This window comes from Dokdonella immobilis (assembly GCF_900115085.1).
GTDB lineage: Bacteria > Pseudomonadota > Gammaproteobacteria > Xanthomonadales > Rhodanobacteraceae > Dokdonella > Dokdonella immobilis.
The window spans coordinates 40,930-59,452 of sequence record NZ_FOVF01000002.1; the positions used below are offsets into that span (position 1 = coordinate 40,930).

Annotated in this window: 7 protein-coding genes; 6 read left to right on the forward strand and 1 reads right to left on the reverse strand. The window is 70.1% G+C overall.

Features of this window, described 5'->3' with window-relative positions:
• Window positions 1-323: 323 nt before the first annotated feature.
• Window positions 324-1,226, reverse strand: coding sequence for a hypothetical protein (locus BM125_RS01530; RefSeq protein ID WP_092404199.1), 903 nt, complete (start codon window positions 1,224-1,226; stop codon window positions 324-326).
• A 262-nt stretch (window positions 1,227-1,488) separates the two neighbouring features.
• On the opposite strand from BM125_RS01530, the gene BM125_RS01535 reads away from it, so the two are divergent.
• From BM125_RS01535 to BM125_RS20085, 6 genes are all read left to right on the forward strand, one after another.
• On the forward strand, window positions 1,489-2,304 hold the full coding sequence (locus BM125_RS01535) for a methyltransferase, TIGR04325 family (RefSeq protein ID WP_175497835.1): 816 nt from the start codon (window positions 1,489-1,491) through the stop codon (window positions 2,302-2,304).
• 244 nt (window positions 2,305-2,548) lie between these two features.
• On the forward strand, window positions 2,549-3,472 hold the full coding sequence (locus tag BM125_RS01540) for a cupin-like domain-containing protein (RefSeq protein ID WP_175497837.1): 924 nt from the start codon (window positions 2,549-2,551) through the stop codon (window positions 3,470-3,472).
• A gap of 63 nt (window positions 3,473-3,535) precedes the next feature.
• Window positions 3,536-10,726, forward strand: a complete 7,191-nt coding sequence (locus BM125_RS01545) for a type I polyketide synthase (RefSeq protein ID WP_092404203.1) — start codon at window positions 3,536-3,538, stop codon at window positions 10,724-10,726.
• Window positions 10,723-16,896, forward strand: coding sequence for a non-ribosomal peptide synthetase (locus BM125_RS01550; protein ID WP_092404205.1), 6,174 nt, complete (start codon window positions 10,723-10,725; stop codon window positions 16,894-16,896). Before BM125_RS01545 ends, BM125_RS01550 begins: the two co-directional genes overlap by 4 nt.
• Window positions 16,893-17,660, forward strand: coding sequence for a serine aminopeptidase domain-containing protein (locus tag BM125_RS01555; RefSeq protein ID WP_175497838.1), 768 nt, complete (start codon window positions 16,893-16,895; stop codon window positions 17,658-17,660). Before BM125_RS01550 ends, BM125_RS01555 begins: the two co-directional genes overlap by 4 nt.
• A complete protein-coding gene (locus BM125_RS20085; protein ID WP_175497840.1) occupies window positions 17,657-18,448 on the forward strand; it encodes an alpha/beta hydrolase family protein in 792 nt (263 codons plus the stop codon). The genes BM125_RS01555 and BM125_RS20085 overlap by 4 nt, the downstream gene beginning before the upstream one ends.
• The last annotated feature ends 75 nt before the right edge of the window (window positions 18,449-18,523 follow it).

Here is an 18,523-nt window from a genome sequence, read left to right on the forward strand (position 1 = left end):
TCCACAGGCGCCGCGTGCCTCGTCAAGGCGACCCGCCTTCGCTTCGCCACGCAGCGCCTGTGGAAAACCTTCCGGACGCCATGACGACCTCGCAACCTGGTCAGACCCACCCTGGTGTGGTGTCTCACAAATACCATCAAATGATTCCGGCGTCTTTCACGGCGATACTGCGTTGCTCGTCGTCGCCATAGCGCCCACTATGCCTCCTCCTCGCGCCTTGTCTCGCCATGAAATTCATCCGGAATTTCTTCGCGTTATTTGCGAGACACCCCACTAGTCTAAGCGCTGCGGCCGGTTCCATCGCATCCGGCGCGGCGGCTCGTCTACTCGAACCCGTTCGAATACACCGCGTCACCGGACTGGTAGGCGAGCAACCACAGGATGGCGCCCTCGCTCGGCGACTGCGACCAGCTCACGTTGTAGGTTCCCGCGGCACTGACCTGGCGCACCGCGACGACGCATTGCACGGCGCTGTTGGGCGGCAGGCTGACGAAGTTCTCGATGATCGAGAAGCCGTTGTTCGGGATCGCGCTGTGCTGGAGTCCGGCCGCGTCGCCCCACCACACCGCGACCAGGGTCGCTGGTCCGCTCGTGGTGACGTTGCCGCTGGTCACCAGTGCCGCCGATGCCGGATAGTTCTGCGCGACGGCATGCAAGCCGCCGGATTGTCGGATCTCGATGAACGGGACCGTGATCTCACCGGACGGCTCGCCGTTCTTGACGATGCTGAGGCGATGCCCGCTGCCGCCGTGCGCCGACGGGACGACATAGGCCTTGACGTCGAATTGGCCGTTGTAGCCGCGGTAGACGACCGGCGCGCCGAGCGCGGTCCAGGTGTTGCCCTTGTTATCGGTCGGCAGCGCGGTGTTGGTCGCATAGCCGGCGCTGAACGCGAGCAGCGAGCTGCCCGCCACCTGGGTGTCGATGGCGGGCGTCAGCGCCGTGCTCGGCCCGCTGCCGTCCTCGTGCCAGAGCAGGACATGGCTGCCGAGCAGCGGCGCCGCGGCTGCCTCAGGCAGGCACGGCAGCGCCGAAGGGTCCTCGCTCGCCTGGCCGGGCGCGAGGCAGGGCGAGGAATGCAGGCCGATGCCGACGCCGTCGCTGCGCCGGGTCAGCTGGCGCTTGACCATGCCGGCTTTCTCGACCAGCGCAGGCGAGCTCACGACGAGGCCGCCGACGACCAAAGGCGTGCATAGCCACGCGATGATGCGCCCGACAGCCAGCATGGGTTTCCTCCACGGGTGAGTGACCGGATGCTACGCGCCCGCATCGAGGGTTCCAAGCCGCGCGGACCCGCCGGGACCGGCCCCCCGATACCCCCGGGCAGCTTGCCCGCGCGATCTTTCGCCCCGATGACGAGGACCGCCTGCTTACAAGACCACGGGGCTGGGCTACCATGCTCCGTCTCCGCATACGCATCGAGGCATCGAGCGTATCCGCCGGCGGCAACTCGGGCCTCCACATATTCGATCGGGCAGGGAGCACTCCTTGGGCGTCCAGCGCAGCAGGATCCGTCGCATCATCAACGAGATCAGCGAACTGCCGGGCCTGAACCTGCTCGCCAGGCCGCTGTATCGGCGCCGATTCCGCGCCCACCGCCGCGGCAATGCCTACTACGGGGTCTATGCGAGTTTCGAAGCGGCGCGTGCCGACATTCCGCCCGGCCTGCCGCCCGACTACAACACCGCCGCCGCCGCCGAGCTCTACGAGCAGCGCCTGAGCCGGCTCGAGGCGAGCGACTACCCGGCCCTGTACTGGCTGCAACGCATGCTCGGCGAAGGCTGCCGGCGCATCGTCGACCTCGGCGGCCATGTCGGGCTGAGCTACTACGCGTTCCAGCCCTACCTGGACTACCCGCGCGACCTGCTCTGGCAGGTGCACGACGTGCCAGCGGTGATGGAAAAGGGCCGAGCCCTGTGTGCGGAGCGCGGCGAACAGCGCCGCCTCGCCTTCGTCGATCTCGACGCTGTCGACGGATGCGACGTTCTGATGGCCAAGGGCGCGCTGCAATACCTCGACTATTCCCTGGTCGAGCTGCTCAAGGCGCAGCGCGTGCTGCCGCGCAGGTTGCTGGTCAACCTGACGCCGATGCATCCAGACCGGAGCTTCTTCACCCTGCAGAATATCGGGGTCGCGGTCTGTCCGTACCGGATCGGCGCCGTTCCCGAGTTCCTGCACGGGATTCGTGCGTTGGGGTATCGGCTCATCGAGCGTTGGGAGCATCTGGATCGGTCGGTGCAAATTCCCTTTTGTCCCGAATACTCGATTGACCGCTATCATGGCATGTGCTTCAGCCTCGAATGAGTGGACGCGATGGAAAACTTTTGCGCCCGGAGCCGGTCAATTGCAGCAGGGCACTTCGGCGGACAGGGGCTGATGCTTGCATGGCGTTGCGCTCGACGACCCGGTCCAATCGCTGCGCACGGCCGGCGATGGCGAATCGCGCGGCCAGCCGGTTCACGGTGCGCCGATCGAGGCGCATGCAAATCGGTACAGGCGCGATGAACGTGCGTGCGGCTGGGGAGAAATGCGGCATGGGAGCAGGCTCATGAGCGACAAGCGAACAGCTCGTGTCGACCTGGACTGGGCGAACTTCGATCCCTGGCGCATCCAGGGCTTCCGTCATCGCCTGATGGAGCACCCGCTGTTGCAGCCGGACCAGCTGGTCGCCCTCGGTGGCCGCCTCGAGGCGCACGGCCGCGTGCGCACGCACAGCAACGCCGTCGACGCCGGCACCTCGTTCAACAATGCCCCGCGCCTGCACCCGAACAAGCGTTCGGCGACCGACACGCTCGAGCACATCGCCGACGCGAAGGCCTGGATGTCGCTGCTCAACGTGCAGACCGATCCGCTGTACCGGACCCTCGTCGACGAGGTCCTCGACGGCATCGCCTCCGACATCGAAGCCCGCGACCCCGGCATGTGCTATCGCGGCGGCTGGATCTTCGTCACCTCGCCGAGTACGGTCACGCCGTTCCATTTCGACAAGGAACACAATTTCCTTTTCCAGGTCCGCGGCCGCAAGACCGTCTACGTCTGGGACCATCGCGATACCGAGGCGGCCAGCGAAGCCGCGCGCGACCGCTTCCACGCCTGTCACGAGCGCGACCTGCTGGTCTGGCGCGACGAGCTGCGCGAGCGCGCGCAGAAGTTCGAACTCGAACCGGGCCAGGGCGCCTACATGCCTTCGACCAGTCCGCACATGGTCGAAAACGGCGCCGAGCCGTCGATCACGATGAGCTTCACCTACTACACCGATGCGACGCGGCGCGACAGCCTCCTGCATCGCGCGCACTACCGCCTGCGCCAATGGGGCATCGAGGCGCCGGCGGTCGACAGCAACCGTCTGCTCGACGGCTTCCTGCACGCCTCGTTTCGCTCGATTTCGAATGCACGACTGCTGGTCCGCCGCGTCGCCGGGCGCACGATCCGCTCCGACCGCGCGGCCTACGCGCACTCCGATGTGCACTGAGCGCCCGGCGATGGTATCGGCGCCGCCATCGCCGCCGCTGGCGAGCGGCCGGTGCGTGCCGGCATGAGCGCCGTGACCACCGACGCCGCTGCCGAACGCATCGAGCTGAGCGGCATCCTGCCGCCCGCGCCGGAAGCGCAGGGCAGTGGGCCGGTCTGCGTGCAACGCGTCCTCGCGGCCGGCCTCCTCGAAGCACTCGACTCACGCGCCCAGCGCCTCGGCATCCGCCGTGAGGGCATGCTCGATGCCGCACTGGGCCTGCTCGACCTGCGCCTGACCGGCAATGCCGATGTGATCCTCCGTGGCACAGGCGATTCGCGCCTGCGCTTCGTCGACGGGGACGGCCGTCGCGTCGACGACTGGCTCGGCGCGGGTCCGCAGCCGGTGCCGGCCGATTCGAACCTGCCCACGAGCCGGGTCGGTGGCTGGGCGCATGACGTGGGCGCCGCCGACACCGCTGCGGACGGCGCTCCGCGCTGGAGCCTGCACGCCACTGCGCCGCCGCAGCTCCGGGTGATCGCCGACGCCGCGGCTTTCGGCGCAGCCGCCCTGGACCTGCTCGCTGATGGCCTGTGCGAAGTCCTGTCCGGCCTGGCGCGGGCCGAGCGACTTGCCGAGGTGTCCATCGTGTCGGCCAGCGAGCGGCAGCGCCTGCTCGAAGACTTCAATGCCACCGACGTGCCGCGCCATGCGGCCGACACCCTGGTCGGCCTGTTCGAGCGCATCGCCGGCGACTGCGCCGATCGCGTCGCCGTCGCCACGGTCGCGGCCGAACTGAGCTACGCGGACTTGCGCGAGCGCGCCCGACGTGCGGCGAACGGCCTGCGCAGCGCCGGCATCGGTCGCGGTGCGACCGTCGCCCTGCTGCTCGAACGCAGCGCCGAGGCGATCGTCGCCATGCTGGCGATCCTCGAGGCCGGTGCAGCCTATGTTCCGCTCGATCGCAGTCATCCGGCCGAGCGGCTCGCCTTCGTCATCGCCGACGCCGGCGTTGCCCTGGTCATCGAGGCGGCCGACGCGGACACGCCCTTGCCCGGGGTCGAGGTGCCGCGCCGTACGCTGGCCGAACTCGAGGCGGCACCCGCCGCGGCCACGCCTGTCGCCGAGGTGCTGTCGGGCGAAGCGCTGGCCTATGTGATGTACACCTCGGGCTCGACCGGCGTGGCCAAGGGCGTCGCCATTCCGCACCGCGCGATCATTCGCCTCGTCCGCGACGTCGACTACGTCGATCTCGCCAACGGCCCGCGGATCCTGCATGCGGCGCCGCTCGGCTTCGACGCCTCGACGCTCGAGATCTGGGGCGCGCTGCTCAATGGCGGCACCGTGGTCGTGCACGATGAACGCATCCCGAGCGGTCCCGGCCTCGCCCGCACGATCGCCCGCTACGAGGTGCGCATCGCCTGGCTGACCGCGGCCCTGTTCAACACCATCGTCGACGACGACGCGCGCCACCTGGACGGCTTCGGCCAGTTGCTGATCGGCGGCGAGGCGCTCTCGGTCGCGCACGTGCGCAAGGCCCTGGCGCTGTTGCCGCGAACCACGATCATCAACGGCTACGGCCCGACCGAGTGCACGACCTTCGCCGCGACCTGGCCGATCCCGCGCGATCTCGCGGCCGATACGCGGTCGATCCCGATCGGCCGGCCGATCGCCAACACGCGCCTGTACGTGCTCAATGCGCGCGACGCGCTGGTGCCGGTCGGCGCGATCGGCGAGCTGTGCATCGGCGGTGCCGGCGTCGCCCTCGGCTACCTCGGCCGCCCCGATCTGGATGCCGCGCGCTTCGTCGACGATCCGTTCGCGCCGGTGCCTGCGCGCATGTATCGCAGCGGCGATCTCGTGCGCTGGCGGCACGATGGCGTGCTCGAGTTCATCGGCCGCGCCGACGGCCAGGTCAAGATCCGTGGCTACCGCATCGAGACCGGCGAGATCGAAGCAGCCCTGTGCGCGCATCCGGCCGTGCGTTCGGCCGCCGTGCTGGCGCGCGAGGATCGGCCCGGCCAGAAGCGCCTGGTGGCCTATCATGTCGCCGATGCGTCAATCGACACGGCCGAGCTGCGCGCATTCCTCGCCCGCAGCCTGCCGGAGTTCATGTTGCCTTCGGTGTTCGTCGCACTCGAGGCATTGCCGCTGACCGCGAACGGCAAGCTCGACCGGCGCGCCCTGCCGGCGCCGGATACACGACGCCCGGAGCTGGCTGTCGCGTACGCGGTGCCGGTCGGTGCGATCGAAACGCGGATCTGCGCGCTGTTCGGCGAGTTGTGCGGTGTCGACGAAGTGGGTCGCGACGACAACTTCTTCGATCTCGGCGGCAATTCCCTGCTCGCCGCCCGCTGCGTGGCACGCCTGGCCGCTGCCGGGGACACCATCTCGATCACCGATTTCTTCCGCCTGCCGACGGCGCGCGCGCTGGCCACGCAGATCGAGACCGGTGGCGCGTCCTCGGTGGCCTGCGAGCGCATCAGCCATCGCGTGGCCGGCCACGGCATCGAGCCGATCGCGATCGTCGGCATGGCCGGGCGCTTTCCCGGCGCGGCCGACGTCGAGGCGTTCTGGGCCAACCTCTGCGAGGGCCGCGAATCGATCACCCAGTTCGCCCTCGATGAGCTCGATCCCTCGATCGGCCGCGAAGAGCGCGACGATCCGGCCTACGTGTGCGCGCGCGGCGTCATCGACGGCGTCGAGGATTTCGACCCGGCCTTCTTCGGCATCAGCCTGCGCGAAGCCGAGCTGACCGACCCGCAGCATCGGGTCTTCCTCGAACTGTGCTGGGAGTGCATGGAGCGCGGCGGGCACGTTCCCGACCGGCATGCGGCGCCGGTCGGCATCTTCGCCGGCATGTACAACGCCACCTATGCGCAGCGCCACGTGAGCGCCCATCCGGACCGGGTCGAACGGCTCGGCGCGTTCCAGGTCATGCTGGCCAACGAGAAGGACTACATCACCACGCGCGTCGCCAGCAGGCTCAATCTGACCGGGCCGGCGATCAGCGTGCACACGGCCTGTTCGACTTCGCTGGTCGCGATCTGCCAGGCCGTCGATGCGCTGCGCGCCGGACGCTGCGCGATGGCGCTGGCCGGCGGCGTCGCGGTGACCTGCCCACCGCGCAGCGGCTACCGCTACGAGGAAGGCGCGATGCTCTCGCCGGACGGGCACACGCGCACGTTTGCGGCGAACGCGCAGGGCACGGTGTTCAGCGATGGCGCGGCCGTCGTCCTGCTCAAGCGGCTTTCCGATGCGATCGCCGACGGCAACCACGTGCACGCGGTCATTCGCGGCTGCGCGGTCAACAACGATGGCGGCGACAAGGCCAGTTTCACCGCGCCGAGCGAGGCCGGCCAGGCCGCCGTGATCGCGATGGCCCATGCCGACGCCGGCATCGACGCGCGCTCGATCAGCTATGTCGAGGCGCACGGCACGGCAACGCCGGTCGGCGATCCGATCGAGATCGCCGGCCTGACCGCGGCGTTCCGCCGCTCGACCGATGCCACCGGTTTCTGCGCGATCGGTTCGCTCAAGAGCAATGTCGGCCATCTCGTCATCGCCGCCGGCGCGGCCGGCGTGATCAAGACCGCGCTCGCGCTCGAGCACCATGACCTGCCGGCGAGCCTGCATGTCGACGCGCCGAATCCGGCGATCGATTTCGGCCGCACGCCGTTCGTGGTCAACGCGGCGCGGCGCGAGTGGCGCGGCGCGTTTCCGCTGCGTGCCGGGGTCAGCGCGTTCGGGGTCGGCGGCACCAATGCGCACGTCATCCTCGAGGAAGCGCCGCCCGCGCCGCCGGCCGAAACCTGCGCAGGGCCGCACGTGCTGCTGCTGTCGGCGCGCACGCCAGGGGCACTGGCCGAGGTCGCCCGGCGCCTGGCCCGCCACCTCGAACAACAGCCCGCTATCGCCCTGGCCGATGTCGCCTTCACGCTCGCGCACGGGCGCAAGGCCTTCGCCCGCCGCCTCGCCGTGGTCGCCGCGGATCGCGCCGAGGCGATCACCCGGCTGACCGACCTGCGTGCCGACGCGGCCGGCGAGACGAGCGCGCAGCCCGAGGTCGTCTTCCTGTTCCCGGGCCAGGGCGCGCAATACGCCGGCATGGGTCGGACCCTGCACGCGCGCGAACCGGCCTTCCGCGCTGCGCTCGACGAATGCGCCACGATGCTGGCCGGCGAACTCGGCTTCGATCTGCGCGATCGCCTGTTCGCCGACGACGCCGAGGCCCTGCTCGATACCGGCGTTACCCAGCCGGCGACCTTCGCGATCGAATACGCGCTGGCCCGGCTCTGGATGGACGCCGGTGTGCGGCCGGGTCTGCTCGTCGGCCACAGCGTCGGCGAGTTCGTCGCCGCCGTGATCGCCGGCGTGATGGGCCTCGAGGACGCCCTGCGCCTGGTCGCCCGGCGCGGCCGCCTGATGCAGGCGCAACCGGCCGGGGCCATGTTGTCGGTGCGCCTCGATGCCGAGCGCCTCGCCGCGCGCCTGCCCGAGTCGCTGTGCCTGGCGGCCGAGAACGCGCCGTCGGCCTGTGTCGTCTCGGGCCAGATCGCCGATGTCGAAACCCTGCGCGTCGCCCTCGAAGCCGACGGCGTCGCCTGCCGCCTGCTGCGCACCTCGCATGCCTTCCATTCGGCGATGATGGATGGCGTGCTCGATCCGTTCCGCGCCGAGGTCGCCGAGGTCGCGCTGTCGGCGCCGCGCATTCCGATCGTGTCGACCCTGCACGGGCGCCTGCTCGACGCCGACGAGGCCGTCTCGGCCGACTACTGGACGCGGCATCTGCGCGGCACCGTGCGCTTCTCGCAAGCCCTGGCGACGATCCTCGACGCCGCCGCCCGGCGCGTCCTGCTCGAGGTCGGCCCACGCGCCACCCTGACCACGCTGGCCCGCCAGCAGCCGCAGCGACCGCGCCTGGCGATCGCCACCCTGGCCGACTCGCCGGAGGCCGAAAGCGCCGCCTGGCGCGCGGCCTGCGGCCAGCTCTGGAGCGCCGGCGTCGCGCTCGATCTCGAGGTGCTCGACCGTCGCGCGTACCGGCGTCGCCTGTGCCTGCCGACCTATCCGTTCGAACGCCGGCGCTGCTGGGTCGATGCCGCGCCGGCCACGATCGCAACGCCGGCGACGCTGCCGCCGCAACCCCTGCTGGCCATGCCAGATGTGCTTCCGGAGAAACCCATGGTCGTCGAAATGACTCCCCCCGCCGGTGCCGACCGGCGAGCGCGCCTGCTGGCCCGAATCAAGGCGCTGATCGACGAGGTCTCCGGCACCGAGATCGGTGAGACCGAGACGGCCGCGAACTTCATCGAACTCGGTCTCGACTCGCTGGCCCTGACCCAGGTCGCCCTGCAATTGTCGAAATCGTTCGGCATCCGCCTGAGCTTTCGCCAGTTGATGGAAGACCTGTCCTCGGCCGATCGCCTGGTCGCCCATCTCGATGCCGAATTGCCGGCCGATACGGCGCCGGCTGCTGCGCCGAGCGCCGCTGCGGCAGCGATGCCCGCGGCGAGCCTGCCCCTGGCGGCCGGCGCGGACGTGCTCCAGCAGGTGATCGCGCAGCAGATGCAGATCATGCAGCAGCAACTGGCCCTGCTCGGTGGCGCCGCACCGACCGCTGCAGCAGCAGCGGCCGTGCCCGCGCCGGCGCCTGTGCCGGCCACGCCAGCCTCGACCCCGAGTGCGCCAGCCACCTCGGACGAAGAAGCCGCCCTTGCGCATACGCACTACGACGTCAACAAGGCCTTCGGCGCGATCGCGCGCATCCACTCCGGGCGCAGCGAATTGAGCGAACGCCAGCGCCAGCGCCTGGCCGCGTTCATGCGCCGCTACATCGCGCGCACGCAGCAATCGAAGGACTACACGACCCGGCATCGTCCGCACCTGGCCGACCCGCGCGTGGTCAACGGCTTCCGCCCGCTGCTCAAGGAAATCATCTACCAGATCGTCGTCGACCGCTCGAAGGGTTCGCGCGTCTGGGACATCGATGGCAATGAGTACATCGACGCGCTGAACGGCTTCGGCATGAACCTGTTCGGCTGGCAACCACCCTTCGTGCTCGACGCGGTCAAGCGCCAGCTCGATCTCGGCTACGAGATCGGCCCGCAGCACGTGCTCGCCGGCGATGTCGCGAAGCTGATCTGCAAGATGACCGGCTTCGACCGCGCCGGCCTGTGCAATACCGGTTCCGAGGCCGTGATGGGCGCGATCCGCGTGGCGCGCACGGTCACGGGTCGCAACACCCTGGTCATCTTCAGCGGGTCCTACCACGGCATCTTCGACGAAGTGATCGTGCGCGGCACGCGCACCCTGCGCTCGGTGCCGGCGGCGCCGGGCATCCTGCGCAATACGTCCGAGCACGTGCTCGTGCTCGACTACGGCACGCCCGAGGCGATGGCGATCATCCGCGAACGCGCGAACGACATCGCCGCCGTGCTCGTCGAGCCGGTGCAGAGCCGGCGCCCGGACTTCCAGCCGCGCGCCTTCCTGCACGAGCTGCGCGAGGTCACGCGTGCGGCCGGCGCGTTGCTGATCTTCGACGAGGTCGTCACCGGTTTCCGCTCGCATCCGCGGGGCGCCCAGCATCTGCTCGGCGTCGACGCCGACCTGGCCACCTACGGCAAGGTCGTCGGCGGCGGATTCCCGATCGGCGTGATCGCCGGCAAGCGCGCCTTCATGGATGCCCTCGATGGCGGCCACTGGCAATTCGGCGACGACTCGGTGCCGACCGTTGGCGTCACCTATTTCGCCGGCACCTTCGTGCGCCATCCGCTGGCCCTGGCCGCGGCCAAGGCCGTGCTCGAACACCTGGCCGAACACGGGCCGGGCCTGCAGGAGGGCCTGAACGCGCGCACCGCGGCGATGGTCGCAGGCATGAATGCCTGCTGCGCCGAACTCGGCGCGCCGATCGCGATCACCCATTTCGCCTCGGTGTGGAAGGTCAATTTCCAGGAAGACCACCCGATGCAGGACCTGCTGTTCGCGATGATGCGCAGCCGCGGCATCCACATCCTCGACAATTTCCCGTGCTTCATGACCACGGCGCATGGCGAGGCCGACTTCGCTGCGATCGCGCAGGCTTTCCGTGAATCGATCGCCGAACTGCAGGAGGCCGACTTCCTGCCGCGACGCGGAGCCGCCGCCACACCCTCGTTCGATGCCAGCCAGCCGCCGCTCCCGGGCGCGCGCCTCGGCAAGGACGCGCACGGCAATCCGGCCTGGTTCGTGCCGAATCCCGACCTGCCCGGCAAATACCTGAAGGTGGACGCATGACGGCACCGGCCGACTCCGCGCGCGGCACCGTCGCCGTCGACTACGATCCGTTCGCCGAGGCGCCGCTCGAGCGCGTCGTTCCGGCCACCGAAGCGCAACGCGAGATCTGGCTCGCGGCGCGCCTCGAACCAGGCGCTTCGCTCGCCTACAACGAATCGGTGACCCTGCACCTGAGCGGCACCCTCGAGGTCGCCGCACTGCGCGGCGCGCTGCAAGGCGTGCTCGATCGCCACGACGCCTTGCGCGGCAGTTTCAGTGCGGACGGCCAGCAGTTCTGCGTCGCGGCGGCGGCCACGCTGGCATTCGTCGAAACCGACCTTTCGGCCGTGCCGGAAACCGGGCGCGCGGCCGCGCTCGAGGCGATCCTGCGCGAAGCGGTCGAGACGCCGTTCGATCTCGAACATGCCCCGCTGCTGCGCACCCGGCTGTTGCGCCTCGATGCCACCGAGCACGTGCTGCTGATCAGCACCCACCACATCGTCTGCGATGGCTGGTCGTTCGGCGTGATCGTGCGCGAGCTGGCCGAGCTCTATGGCGCGGCACTGCAAGGCCGCGAAGCGACGCTGCCGACGCCGCCATCCTTCGCCGAGTTCGCGCTGGGCGAAGCGGTCCATCCGCAAAGTGCCGACTACCGCGCCGACGAAGCCTACTGGCTGCAACGCAATTCGCCGCTGCCGCCTCCGCTCGACCTGCCGCTCGACCATGCGCGTCCGCGCCAGCGCGGCTTCGTCTCGCGGCGCGAGGATCTTGTCCTCGATGCCAACCTCGTGGCCGCGCTCAAGCGCGCCGGTGCGGCGCGCGGAGCGAGTCTCTACGCAACCCTGCTGGCGACCTTCGGCGTGCTCCTGCAGCGTCTCAGCGGTCAGGACGATCTCGTCGTCGGCATTCCCGCGGCCGGCCAGTCCGCGGCCGACCAGCCGGGCCTGGTCGGGCATGCGGTCAATGTGTTGCCGCTGCGCCTCGCCCTCGATCCCGCGGTCTCGTTCGAGGCGACCCTCAGGCAGGTGCGCAGCGACCTGCTCGACGCCTTCGAGCACCAGCGCTACACCTTCGGCACCCTGCTCAAGCGCCTCTCGATCGCGCGCGATCCGGCCCGCCTGCCGCTGGTCTCCGTGCTGTTCAACCTCGATCCGGGACTCGAGGACGAAAGTCTCGGCTTCGAAGGTCTGCGCGCGCGCTTCGCCGGGGTAGCGCGCAGCTTCGAGAACTTCGAGGTGTTCATCAACGCGGTGCAGGTCGGCGGGGCGCTGCGCCTCGAGTGCCAGTACCGCAGCGACCTGTTCGATGCGGCGACGATCACGCGCTGGCTCGATGCCTACGCGACCCTGCTGCGGGCGGTCGTTGACGACGCCACGCGCGCGCTGGCCGCGCTGCCGATGCTCTCGGCCACGGCCGCCGCCGAACTGCACGCCCTGCAACCGGCGCCGACCGCGTTCGAGGCGCGGCGCATCGAAGCCCTGTTCTTCGCCCAGGCCGCGCGCACGCCGCAGCACTGCGCGATCGAATTCGGCGAACTGCGCCTGAGCTATTCCGAACTTGAACAACGCGCGCGCCGGATCGCCGCAGCCTTGCGCGCGCGCGGCGTGGTCGCCGGCGACCTGGTCGGCGTCTCGGTGCAACGCGGCCCGGACATGCTCGCGGCGATCCTTGGCGTGCTTGCCGCCGGTGCCGGCTACGTGCCGCTCGATCCGGCCTTTCCACGCGAGCGCCTCGACTTCATGGCCCGCGATGCCGGCCTTGCCCTGCTGCTGACCGAGGATGCGCTCGTCGCGAGCGTCGACTTCGCCCCTGAACGCGTGCTCACGGTCGCGGCCGCCGCTGCGATGCCGATCGCCGCCGACGCGGCGACCGAGCCGGCAGCAAGCGACACCGAGGCCATCGCCTACGTGATCTACACCTCGGGTTCGACCGGTACGCCGAAGGGCGTGCGCGTGCCGCATCGCGCCGTGGCCAACTTTCTCGCCAGCATGCGCCGCGAGCCGGGTCTCGCCGCCGGCGACCGCCTGCTCGCGGTCACCACCTTGTCGTTCGACATCGCCGTGCTCGAGCTGTTCCTGCCGCTCAGCGTCGGCGCCAGCGTGGTGCTGGCCTCGCGCGAACAGGTCATGGACGGTCGTGCCCTGGCCGAACTGATCCACGCACGCGAGATCAGCGTCATGCAGGCGACGCCGTCGGCCTGGCGCATGCTGCTCGAAGCGGGCTGGTCGGGACGCTGCGGCTTCAGGGCCCTGTGTGGCGGCGAGGCGCTGCCGCCCGATCTGGCCGCGACCCTGCTCGAACGTTGCGATGAATTGTGGAACCTGTACGGCCCGACCGAGACCACGGTCTGGTCGACTTGCGCGCGCATCGCATCGACCGCGCAGGGCATCGGCATCGGTCGGCCTATCGACAATACGCGCATCGACATCCTCGACGCGCACGGCGCCACCTGTCCGATCGGCGTAGCGGGCGAAATCGTCATCGGTGGCGCCGGCGTGACCGCAGGCTACCTCGATCGCGCCGAGTTGACCGCCGAACGCTTCATCGCCGATCCGTCCGCGACCGATCCGCAGGCGCGCCGCTATCGCACCGGCGATCGCGGCCGCTGGCGCAACGACGGCACGCTCGAACACCTTGGCCGCCTCGACTTCCAGGTCAAGGTGCGCGGCTTCCGCATCGAACTCGGCGACATCGAGACGAATCTCGCGCGCCATGCCGCAGTCGCCCGGGCGGTCGTGATCGTGCGCGAGGATCGCCCCGGCGACCAGCGCCTGGTCGCCTACCTGGTCGCGCGCGACAACGCCGGCATCGACGAGGCCGACCTGCGTACGCACCTGCGCACGCTGCTGCCCGAGTACATGATTCCGCAGCATTTCATCGTCCTCGATTCGATTCCGCTGCTGCCGAACGGCAAGATCGATCGCGCGCGATTGCCCGCGCCGCAGTTCGCCCAGGCCGAATCCGTGCGTGCGCACGTGGCCCCGCGCGACGAGCTCGAACGGCGCATCGCGGCGATCATGGAGCAGGCGCTCTCGCTGCCCGGGATCGGCGTCGAGGACGACTTCTTCGCCCTCGGCGGCCACTCACTGCTGGCCGCCCAGCTCACCGCGCAACTCGGCCGCGAATTCTCGCTGTCGCTCTCGCTCGGCCTGCTTTTTGAATTCCCGACCGTGGCCGGGCTGGCCGCGGCCCTGCGCCAGCGCCTGGCCGAGCCGGCGCGGCAGGCCACCACCGCCATGCAGCCGCTCGAGGATCCGCGCATCGCGCCGCTGTCGCTGCTGCAGAAACGCCTGTGGCTGTTCGAGCAGCTCAATCCGGGCACGGTCGTCTACAACACGCCCTCCGCGCACCGCCTGCGCGGCAACCTCGACGAATCGGCCTTCGAGCGCGCGTTCACCGAAATGACCCGGCGCCAGGCGATCCTGCGCACGACCATCGAGCGCGACGGAAGCGAGGTCATCCAGCGCATCCACGACGTCGTGCCGGCACGCTTCTTCCCGGCCGAGGATCTCTCCGCGCTGCCCGCCGCGGAGCGCGAACGGCAGCTGATGAGCCGGCTCGATGCGCTGACCAATGTCGTCATCGACCTCGAACAGGCACCGCTGTACCGCACCCACATGTTCCGCCTTGCCGCGGACGAGCATGTCTTTTTCTTCATGCCGCACCACATCATCTGGGACGGCTGGTCGTTCGATCTGTTCTACACCGAGTTCGCAGAACTGTACGCGGCATTCCGCGAGGGCCGCGCGCCGGCGCTCGAGCCGCTGCCGGCGAGCTACGGCGAGTTCGCCCAGTGGCATGCGCAATGGCTGCAGGGGCCCGAGTACGCCGGGCAATTCGCGCGCGAGCTGGCGCACTGGAAGCAACGCCTCGGCGAAAGCGGCGCGCCGCCGCCGTTGCCGACCGACCGGCCGCGCGGCACCGCCCTGGTCGGCCGAGGCGAGACCGAATGGATCGCCGTGCCGGCCGCATTGACCGAATCCTTGCGCACGCTCGGCCGGCGTGCCGATGCGACCCTGTTCATGTCGCTGCTGGCGGCCTACTACGCGTTGCTCTGGCGCTTCGTCGGCAGCGGCAACCTCGTCGTCGGCACGCCGGTACGGGTGCGCGCCTCGGACCAGGTCGAGAACGTGATGGGCCTGTTCACCAACCTGCTGCCGCTGCCGATCGATGTCGATCCCGGGGAAAGCTTCCTCGCCCTGGTCGGCCGCGTGAAGGCCACCGTGATGAAGGGCTTCGCCAGCCCCGAAGTGCAGCTCGAAGATCTCATGCGCGAACCCGGCATGCGCGAACTGGCCGGCGCCACGCACTTCTACCAGGCCCAGTTCTCCTACCAGGACGCACGCGAACGCAACAGCCGCTGGGCCGGCCTGCAACAGGAACAGGTGCTGATCTTCCAGCGCGCGGCCAGCGAGGACCTGGCGATCTGGTTCCTCGAGCATGGCAAGGGCATGGTCGGTGGCGTGCTCTACAACGCCGATCTTTTCGAGGCCGACACGGCACGCCTGTTCGCCGCGCATTATCTTGAACTGCTCGATCGCGTGGTCGCCGATCCGGCGCAATCGATTGCCGCGCTGACCTCGGCGAATCGCGCCGACCTCGCCCGTATCGATGACTTCGGCCGGATTGCCCCGCGCGCCGAGCCGGCACCTTGCCTCGATCAGGCCTTCGAGCGCCGCGCGGACCAGGATCCGGCGCGCGCCGTGGTCCGCATCGGCAGCTGGGCGACCAGCGCCGGCGAGCTGGAACTGCGCGCCAATCGCCTGGCCGCCTGCCTGCGCACGCGCGGTATCGGCCGTGGTGCCGTGGTCGTGCTCGCCGCCGAGCACAGCGTCAATGCGGTCGCCGCGCTGCTCGCCGTGTTCAAGGTCGGCGCCACGCTGCTGCCGCTCGATCCGACCTTGCCCGCGCCGTCCCTCACTGCGGCGTTGAACGAAGCCGGGGCCGTCCTGCTGCTCGGCGAATCGACCCTCGTCGGCCGCCTCGACTGGCCGCGCCAGCAGAGCCTCTGCTTCGATGCCGATGCCGCCGAGATCATGGCCGGCGCCGATGCGCGCGTAACCGCCGACCATGCCGCCGGGGATCACGCGCTGCTCCTGCGTGGGCCCGGCAACGCCGAGACGACGCGTCTGTGGGCGATCAGCCACGCCGAACTCGGCGCCTTGCTCGGCGAATGTGCCGCGCGACTCGGCGCGAACGAAGGCGACGGGGTGTTCGGCGTCACGGCGCCGGGTGCGGCCCTGTCGGTATTCGAGTGCCTGCTCGCCCTCGTGCGGGGCCTCGAGTGGATTCCCGCAACGGGCGCCGAACGCGACGATGCCGGAACGCTGCGCGCGCGCCTCGAAGCCACTCGACCGCGCTTCGTCCTCGCGGCGGCCGACGTGTGGATCGCGCTGGCCGCGCTGGAAGCCGGCGGCGCGCCTATTGGCTGCGCGATCTGCGTCGGCGATGGTCTCGACGTTGCCAGCGTCGATGCCGCCCGCAACATGGCCGTCGAAGTCTGGCTGGCCGGCGCCGTCGGCGCCGCGGGCCTGCCCTTCGCCACCCTCGGTCGCGCGCCCGCCGCGGACACCGCGCGGGCCTTCGCCGGCACGCCATTGCTGCGCACGCGCGTGCTCGACGAGCGTGGCGGCCTGGCCCCGACCGCCAGCGCGGGTCGCCTGTGCGTCGCCGGTCCGGTGCCGCTCGCGTCCACCGCCGGCAGCGAAGTATTCGCTGCGATTGCCGATCCAGTCGATGGCACAGAGTGGTATCCCACGGCGCTGCGCGCGCGCTGGCTGCACGACGGTCGCCTCGGCATCGTCGCCGCAGGCACGGTAGCCGGCTCCGTCCTGCACCGACCGCCGCCGCCGCGCGCACCGCGCGAGCAGGCCCCCGCGACCGAGGCGATGAGTTTCAGCGAGCGCTGGCTGGCCGAACTGTGGAAATCGCTGCTCGGCCTGCCCGCCGTCGAGGCGTCCGACAATTTCTTCGATCTCGGCGGTCATTCGCTGCTCGCGATGACCCTGGTTGCGCGCGTCGAGGACCAGACCGGCGTGCGCCTCGCCATCCTCAAGGTCGCCAACAGCAGCCTGCGCGCACTCGCCGCCGATCTCCCGCAGGAGGCGATCGAGGCTGCCGCACGACGCGCGCCGAGCCTCAAGGAGCGCGCCCTCAGGCTGTTCGGAATGAGGCGCGAAACGGAATCGTGAGAATTGAGCCGTTGTGGATACCCGCAAGTTCGCCGCGCCTGTTCGGCGTGCTGCACGTCGCCACCGCACCGGCACGCGCCGCCATCCTGCTGTGCGCACCGATCCTGCACGAGTACGTGCGCAGCCACCGCCTGTTCGCCCTGCTCGCGCATGAACTGTGCGAGCGCGGCTTCGACGTGCTGCGATTCGACTACCGCGGCTGCGGCGATTCCGAAGGCGACGCCGAGGAATTCCTGATGTCGCAGGCAGACGCCGAAGCCGCGTTCTGCGCGGATTTCCTGCGCCGCAGGAACCCCGCCGTGCCGCTGGTCGCGCTCGGCGTTCGCGCCGGCGCGCATGTCGCCGCCCGGCTCGTGCGCGAACGCATCGCCGACGCGCTCTGGCTGTGGCAGCCGGTCGTCGACGGCGCGTCCTACCTGGCCGGCCTGCGCCAGCGCGATGCCGACGAGCGCAGTTCGCCGATGCGCTATCCGATGGCGCGCACGATCCCGCCCGGCGCCACGGACTCCCTGATGGGCTATCCGTTCACGACCCGGTTGTTCGACGAGCTCGAACAACTGGCCTGGTCCGATGCCGGCATCGATGCGGCGCGCGTGACCCTGCTCGACGCCGGCGTCGGCGCGGCATCGCCGGCCCATGCGCGCTTCGTCGAACTGCCCGTGCCGCTGTCGGCCTGGGCCGAGGAGATTGACATGTCGCGCGTCGCCGTCGCGCCGATTCGCACGATCGCCGATGCGCTTGCCGCAGGAACCATCGCACGATGAGCAGCGAGGAGATCGTCATTCTCGAAGAAGGCCGCTTCGGGGTGCTGGCCGGGCCGCCGCCGGAGCAGGGCAGCGGCGTCTGCGTGCTGCTGCTCAATGCCGGCTTCATCCACCGCAGCGGGCCGTTCCGCCTGCACACGCGGCTGGCCCGGCGCCTCGCCGCGAGCGGCCATGCCTCGCTGCGTTTCGATGCGCCCGGCGTCGGCGATTCGATCGCGCGCAGCGACGTGCCGCTGGTACAGACGATCCGTGCGGCCATGGACGTGCTGCAGTTCCGCCACGGTTATTCGAGGTTCGTCGTCGGGGGCCTGTGCAGCGCGGCCGATCTCGGCTGGCAGGTGGCCCTGGCCGATGCGCGCGTCTGCGGCCTGCTCTCGATCGACGGCCTGGCGCGCAAGGGCTGGTGGTATCGTTTCGCCAGGCTGCGCCGCGGCCTGGCCAAGAACCCCGTGGCCTGGGTACGCGCGCTGCACCGGCGCGTGCGGCCACGCCCGGGACCGGGCATGACCGACGCCGACCTGCGCGACTGGCCGGCGGACGGTCTCGAGCGCGCGCAGTTCGCCCAATTGATCGAGCGCGGCGTGTCGATGTTCTTTCTGTTCACCGGCGGCGCGAGCTACTTCCTGCACCGTCGCCAATTCGGCGAGACCTACGGCGCCGCGAGCCGATCGGCCGCGGTCGCATTCGAACACTGGCCGCTGTGCGACCACACCTTCTTTGCCGCCGCCGATCGCCTGCGCCTGATCGATTCGATCGACGATTGGATGGGGCGCCACCTGCGGCGTTAAGATGCGTGCCTGCATCCGGTCATTCGCCGGATTTTCGATTCGCCGGATGCCGGCAGCCCATTCAGGACGATCGCG

Bases quoted from the DNA above. Each gene is read 5' to 3' on its own strand.
- BM125_RS01530 (WP_092404199.1), bottom strand. From the start codon at position 1,226: ATGCTGGCTGTCGGGCGCATCATCGCGTGGCTATGCACGCCTTTGGTC.
- BM125_RS01540 (WP_175497837.1), top strand. From the start codon at position 2,549: ATGAGCGACAAGCGAACAGCTCGTGTCGACCTGGACTGGGCGAACTTC.
- BM125_RS01545 (WP_092404203.1), top strand. From the start codon at position 3,536: ATGAGCGCCGTGACCACCGACGCCGCTGCCGAACGCATCGAGCTGAGC.
- BM125_RS01550 (WP_092404205.1), top strand. From the start codon at position 10,723: ATGACGGCACCGGCCGACTCCGCGCGCGGCACCGTCGCCGTCGACTAC.
- BM125_RS20085 (WP_175497840.1), top strand. From the start codon at position 17,657: ATGAGCAGCGAGGAGATCGTCATTCTCGAAGAAGGCCGCTTCGGGGTG.